Here is a 7,372-nt window from a genome sequence, read left to right as displayed (position 1 = left end):
TGTGTCACGAAGTGATTCATTCATCAGGCAAAGCCTGGCTTGGTAGCGATACCTATCGCTATTTTCATCCCGAGAGGGAGAAATAAGTATCTCGGAATAAAAATCAGTACTTTTTTGCCTGAACAGGCATTGTTTGTGTTCTAAGATTCTATCTCTTGATAACCATGTTCAACGTAACAACGGATATCAAGATGAATGAGCAAAACAATCCAATCCAACAGTTAAATCAAACCGTCGAAACAGCGGGTGAAATAGCTCCTGAAGCAGCGCGGTTATATCAACCTTATATCTCCATGCTCATGCACTACCAACCGGGAACAAGCAACAATCAGATTGGTAAAGATAGGCGCATATTAACGATGAAAATCGTTACACGTTTCGGCCTAACATCACCAACGATTATCAGCTGGCTTTACGGCATTCCACACCGGCTGGCATTAGAGCATTTAAACAAGCTCGTCAGCGAGAAATTACTGAGCCTTGTTATCACCCATCGCTCCATCGATGACCGTGTTTATGTGCTGGATTATGCTGGGGCGAAATACGTCGAAGAGTTGTTATCAGTTGCGGTCTATTTCCGTGCTGGAGAACCCAGCTTACGAGTCAACCAAAACACCATAATGCACGACCTTATGATGCAGTACGTTCTGCTCAAAGGCGTGCACAATCAAACAAAAGATAAGATAGCTAAACCCTACTGGTATTCATTCGTTACTGAGCCTGAGTTTAAGCGGCTATTTAAATCCAATGATGTGCGCAATGTCGATGGCATAGCGATAGAGCCCTACGGCGCAGTCGCAGCGATTGAAATTGAGCATTCATTTAAGACCAAGGCTGCAAGGCAAACCATCCTCTTAAAGTGGCTGTATGGCCTCAATAACGGTTATTACGATAAGGTCATGCTGTTCTCGCAATCCCTGCAAATCTTCAATGACATAAAGAGGCTGCACAACCAGCTCTATGAAGAGATGCCAACAAGGTTTGATAAGAAGACGCGGCAGGTACTACTTAGCGTAGAAGATGCTTCATTGCTCAAAGCACGGATAGTGCAACGAACGGTGCTGTGCGAGGAATTAACTGACGTGTTTTATCGATAATAGAACGGAGAAAAGGGCGCCGAAGCGCCCGATCCCCAGCTAACCCAAAGGCAAGCCAAGTGATGATGTCAGTCTGCACGCTTTGGTGCTGTCTAACGAAAGGCTAGCACTAGTTACTAGTCTTACTCTCTAAGAGAATCAAGTGAACCAGTCTTCCATTACGGGTTCAATAGTAGATAGACCCGCTTATGGGGTAATTTGATGAAATAGGCAATAGATTAACCTTCTATTAAGAGCGTCTGCTAAGAAGATTTTGCCCCATTGTGTGTGCGTATTACGACGATTGCGATCACCCATTTCGGTTTAATCCGATCACCTAAATCATCTTTTTCTCCCCCCCCTACTTCTACCCTAAGTGATCGGATTACTCCGAAACATGCAGACCTTGTGTCTGGCACGAAAGTGAGCCTATTTCCAGCTGGTCTCCCGTTGCAAGAAAATTTGGAGAACTTTATTAATGGAGAAACGCAAATGATGACTTCATCTGAAGTTAGTGCCTCTCCTTACTGCACTCAATGGCAATCCATCGACTGGAAAGTCATTGAGCAGCAGTATCAAAGCTTCAAGTGTGTATTGCAAAAGTAACCCGAGTGGTTGCTGGGTAACATGGTACGCCTTAGTGGAGGTTTGAGCCCAGTGCAGGGTGTTGTTGCTTAAATCAAAAATGAAGACGCAACAACCCTTCCCAAACTTAAGCTAGTCCACAGCCTGTCTTACAGGCATGCCAAGACTGCACATTTTGTTAAGAGCCCACACTCCTGAAAGTATTTCGCCAACTTGGCCATTGTAATCACGCAGAGATAGCTTATCGCTGACCAATTGCTTAAATCGGTACATCGCCGTTTCTGATATCGAGCGCTTGTGATAACCCGTTTCTTCCTTCCATTCCTTCAGCTCTCCAGCTTTCAGACGGCCTACGGCTTCATTTCTAGAATGTCCTTCCTCCCATATCGCCGCATTACTTCTTGGCGGAAAAATAGCGAGGGCTTTTTTCTTCGCAACCTCTTCATAGCATTGCCTAGTATCGTAAGCACCGTCACCAGATATTGCGTTAATATGTCGACTTAACTGCCTTAATAAAGAGGGTAAGACTTCACTATCACCGACGCTCATCATCGTGACTTGCGCACTCACTATTTGATGTGTATTAGTATCTACTGCTAAGTGAAGCTTGCGCCATACGCGCCTTTTCTCTGCGCCATGCTTCTTAACTTTCCATTCGCCCTCGCCAAAAACCTTTAAGCCAATAGAGTCTATTGCCAAATGCATAACGGCACCTTTAGCTGGCATTCTATAAATGACCTCCACTGTTTGGGCGCGCCTGCTAAGGCAACTATAATTAGGCGATTTGATATCGAGTCCCATGCTCGCTGTAGGTATGCCCTCTACCACGACGGCCATGGTGCTCTTTACAGTACCAGCTTGCGGTAGCTTCCTCATCAAGCCAGAAGATCACCGAACCTCGATTGACCAGTGCCTTGTTGTACTCTTTCCAATTGATGATTTTATGCTTAGTTTTGCCCATTATTATCTACGATGACCGCTCACTTGGTCGATCTGATCGTCCCTATGGGAAAGGGTTCAATCTATTTGTGCAACAACGCCACTTCGCAGTTGAATTCGGAGATAAGTAAACGCTTTAAGAAGACTACGTCTATACTCTTTTGTCTAGTTAACAAATTAGTGGGTAACCTAGTAGAGGTCTATTATATGGACAAGCCTATTTACATTAAAAGAGATGTTGTTAGTGAAATTACCGATAGCATTCAACGCTCTAATTTTACATGTGTAGGTGGTTTGGGGGGCTCTGGGAAAAGTAAAATTTTTGAGAGTGATAGCTGTTTTTCAGCAAATAAAATACACCTATACATCAACCGTAAAGATTTTGATGCGCAACATAACTTAATACTCCCGTTGTTGTCTTATCGTTTAATACAAAAAATTTTAAGTCTAGGAAAAAACAAGAACGCCAAGCTGCTTTATAAATATCACGAAGATGTCTACTCATATGCATCTGGAACTGAGGAAGTGTCCAAAATTATATCCAGAAATTTCAATTGGATTAGTTTCGGAATTGTAATATTTTTCATTATATTGTTTCATGTTGTATCTGACTTTGGAACCCCGTTATTAGGTCTTTCCAATATTCAAGATGCTGTCGTTAAAATGATTGTTATTATTTTTGGAATGTATATTTTTTATATAAGGTATAAGAATAAAAATATTATTGAAGAGGTTTTTTTGTCGATCAAACATCTTTATCCTGCATACTTGGTTGGAGATGGTTTTAACTATTTTAGAAAGAGTAGGGGGAATTATCATAAAGAAGAATTCGATTGTGATAATGTAATGAAGTATCTGGATAAAATTGGAATAAGTGATGACTCTAGTGTTATTATTGTTATTGATATCAATGAAACACCAAAGGATACAGAATCAATTGTTCAGTTAATAAGGTATGTCGATAAGTTAATTTCAAACAGTAATAATAAAATAAAAGTGGTTTTTGTTTCTAAGAGAAGACGGTTACTTTTTGATGCTGCAGATAAGTGCTCTAATCATATTAATGAACGTATTAGAAAGCAAATTGGAGTTGGTGAACTCACGATAGAGGAAAGCGAGTCGTTAGTAACAGAAATGCTTAATGATTTTTCTGGAGGTACTGATAGAAATCTCGTATTGAGTGAAATCCTTTCTGTCAGGGAAAATAAAGACGAGAATTTATGTAAGAAAGAAGTCCAACTTGCACAAGGTATTTTTGATTTCTTAGTTAGTGGGCCAATTGGTAGGCAGTCTCGTTTAGCCATAACCGTCAAAGAAAGAGTGGAGGTTTTTTATAGGATATATAAAGACGCTTCGCTAAAAGAGTTAGTTTTGCCTGATGATGTGAGTAACAGGTTAGCTATAAAAAATATCATTGATGAAATGGCAAAGCAAGAGTATACGGATGAGGATAGGTTCTTCTACGCAATAGAAAATAAGGGGCAATTTAAGAGGAGCGCAAAACTTTTGACTTACTTTAAGTATATAAGAAAGCAGGACTGGGAGATTCTATCTCCAGTAACTAACAACTTAGCTTCATTTGTTGATATAAAAAATATGCATTCTATATTTATATCTAAAGTTTATTCAGGAGGAATAACTGAGACAATAAAAGTTAGAGCTGAGGTAAGGAATGTCCTTTTGAGAAGGGCATTCATCAATAATGAGTTTGGTAGAGATATAAAACGACTAATGCTAGATAACTTTAGTTTGCTAAGTAATCTAGATAAGAGTAAATATAATGATTCCTTATGTATTTCACTACTGTTCTGTATCGAATCTATGACCTATATTGCTAACTTTAAAATGATAAGAACTACCGAGGATGTGAGTATTCTAAAGTCATTACTAATAAAAATCAATGAAGTGTTAGAAAACTGTAGAACAAAATCTGACTACAATATTGATATTATGGATGATATTTACCTTTCGGTGTTTTCTCTATTAGAGTCAATGGTTTGCCCAAAATATGAAAGCGAAGATATTCTTATTTATCATTCTGATAAGCTCTTATGGAGTGATGTAATTGATGAGTTCAGAGCAATACTAGATAAATTTAAGAGTTATGGGAATATATTCATACTTTCAAACGAAAACAAGGGCGCATTACATAATATCGAATTCATGATTCCGGCTGTCAGTACTGATGTTGAATTGAGTCCGTCATATATACTTTTGGAAGAAACTGTAAACGCTCTTAATAGCAAGGTTTCCAAATGGGAAGAGATGTCTTTTTTGGTTGCTAAAAGTCGAGAAGACTCTAGTGAAGAGCTTGACAATAATCTCGCTCATGAATTGATGACGGCATTTGAAAATAGGCCTGTCGACTACGATGAATTGGAAAATGATTTGGCAATATTTGAGGGAATGCTAGTTAGTTATCTAAAAAATAATAACAATGAAGAAGCAAGGCTTGAAGCGTTGATTACGTATAGGAAGTATGCAAATTCGTTTATTTCACAAATAATTCATTATAGAGGATTTGATCAAACCCATTGTCAGATTGTTATAAGAAATACAATTTTATCGGTCTGTCGTTTATTCGATTCTGAATGTTTAGTTGCTAATCGTGTAGCTATAGATTGGTTAATGCTACGATTTTTATCTTATTCTAAAGGCTTTTTGCTGGAGAGCGATAAAACTATAGAAGAATACTGGTCAAACTGTATATCTAATATGTTTAATATTTGCAAGTTTTTAAATGAAGAACAGCGAATTAAATTGTTTGAATGCGTAGGTTATGTACTTGAACACAATTCTCTGTTAGAAAGGGATTCTGTTTTAAATCTAATTGTATCATTGGATGGATCTGAGGACTATGATTGCGTTGGCATTTTAATTAATCAGCTTTTCAGTTTCTATAGAAATAAAAACACTGCATTCCAATTTGTATCGCTGATAATAGATTATGTAGAATATTCTATGAATTCAGAAAATCTAGTCTATTCGCGGGTAAGCAATTTGACTAGAGTAATGTATTTAGTTGTTGCTATTACGCTAAATAATGACGACGCGTATCAATCGAAACTCCGTAGGTTATATTTGAAGTTGGTTGTGATTAATTTGTCATTTAAAGAAATAAAATGGGAAAATACAGACTATAATTTTATTCTAAATAGTGATTCAGCTCATGAATTCTACGATATGGACTTTGATGGTAATTCCAATTCGTTTTTTAGTTCCATATTGGAAGTTTTGGCTGAGTTTAGTCCGTTAAAGTCTAACTATGAATGTGGTGATTTTGCTTTTTTAAAGCTGAAGTCACGTAATGATAAATTTGCTTTGTTTTCGAGTGAGCGCACAAGTGAAGATAGTGTATGGGTCAGTAACGAGTTGTTGTCAAGCAGGCTTTTTTATATCTTAAATTTAAATAACAGTAAGGATATTCCCTTTAGCTTGACTCAACCTTTAGTTATAAAAAATACAATATCCTCATGTGGCTCTCCTACAGGCACGCTACGTGGACCTGATTATGTTAGTGCAGTACTTCAACTGTTTTTTCCGATTGCTAATAGTTGGAATGGGATTGGTACCAGTTATTCCACTCAAGCAAAAGATGGCAGAGTTAAACGAGAGTGGATAGGGAACTTGTGGGCTGGTGGGTCTAATAGTTGGGTAGTTATAAGGGTAACCAATCTAAATATGACATATATGCTGGCGAACAAAGGTGTTTTTACAAAATCCTTAGAGTTTGTCACGGGTATACGTCGATTAACATTATTTGAAAAATCAAGTTATTCAAAAGAGATTGCGTCCAATCAAGAAATAAAACATTTTGTCAATAACGCTAAAGAAAAGTTTGTTATTAACTATGGTTTAAACGATGAGGTAATACTTACTCATACAGAACTGGTTCATGACGATAGAGAAAACAGAACATTCATTTCTATGTTTAGGAAGATTTTTGATAATCCTGTGTCAATTTATGGCTGGGATAATAATGCACTATTAAGCGATGACTCAGAACTAGAAGAAGGCATGTAGTTTTGGTCGCGTGGAATTGGATACTTGAGTTAGAGGGGTTGTAATTACTAAATCAATCTTTGGCCGAATCGCGATACGTAAGCTCATCCGAGAAAAGCTAGATTAGCAAAATCGTTGACACATATCTGTCTAAAAGCCCAAAAGTTAGATAAGTGGTAAGTCTCTAGGAAGCTCATATGTGAGATTTTTCCAAATTACAGAGTAGAGGAGCCTGGCGTTGTTGCTTAAATCAAAAATGAAGACGCAACAACCCTTCCCAAACTTAAGTTAGTTCACAGCCTGTCTTACAGGCATGCCAAGGCTGCACATTTGTTAAGAGCCCATACTCCTGAAAGTATTTCGCCGACTTGGCCATTGTAATCACGCAGAGATAGCTTATCGTTGACCAATTGCTTAAATCGGTACATCGCCGTTTCTGATATTGAGCGCTTGTGATAACCCGTTTCTTCCTTCCATTCCTTCAGCTCTCCAGCTTTCAGACGGCCTAAGGCTTCATTTCTAGGATGTCCTTCCTCCCATATCGCCGCATTACTTCTTGGCGGAAAAATAGCGAGGGCTTTTTTCTTCGCAACCCCTTCATAGCATTGCCTAGTCTCGTAAGCTCCGTCACCAGATATTGCGTTAGTTTGTCGTCTTAACTGCCTCAATAAAGAGGGTATGACTTCACTATCACCGACGATCAACATCGTGACTTGCGCACTCACTATTTGATGTGTATTAGTATCTACTGCTAAGTGAAGCGGTAATCC

At 38.3% G+C, this 7,372-nt stretch carries 2 protein-coding genes and 2 pseudogenes; 2 read left to right on the top strand and 2 right to left on the bottom strand.

The features are described from left to right. The first annotated feature begins 191 nt into the window (after positions 1–191). On the top strand, positions 192–1,097 hold the full coding sequence (locus ACVBIO_RS06165) for a hypothetical protein (protein ID WP_447172210.1): 906 nt from the start codon (positions 192–194) through the stop codon (positions 1,095–1,097). Positions 1,098–1,793: 696 nt separating this feature from the next. Here the strand turns inward: ACVBIO_RS06165 and ACVBIO_RS06160 are convergent. Next, a pseudogene (locus ACVBIO_RS06160) lies at positions 1,794–2,622 on the bottom strand (IS5 family transposase). 185 nt (positions 2,623–2,807) lie between these two features. Here ACVBIO_RS06160 and ACVBIO_RS06155 point away from each other — a divergent pair. Further along, complete coding sequence (locus tag ACVBIO_RS06155; RefSeq protein WP_447172209.1) at positions 2,808–6,623, top strand: hypothetical protein; 3,816 nt, start codon at positions 2,808–2,810, stop codon at positions 6,621–6,623. 267 nt (positions 6,624–6,890) lie between these two features. On the opposite strand, the pseudogene ACVBIO_RS06150 reads toward ACVBIO_RS06155, so the two are convergent. Continuing rightward, positions 6,891–7,363 (bottom strand): annotated as a pseudogene (locus ACVBIO_RS06150) (IS5 family transposase); the annotation flags it as partial. Positions 7,364–7,372 lie beyond the last annotated feature (9 nt).

It is taken from the genome of Shewanella sp. 0m-8, assembly GCF_052977265.1.
The sequence above is the reverse complement of the archived record's forward strand: the minus strand, read 5'-3'. Positions and strand labels throughout refer to the sequence as shown.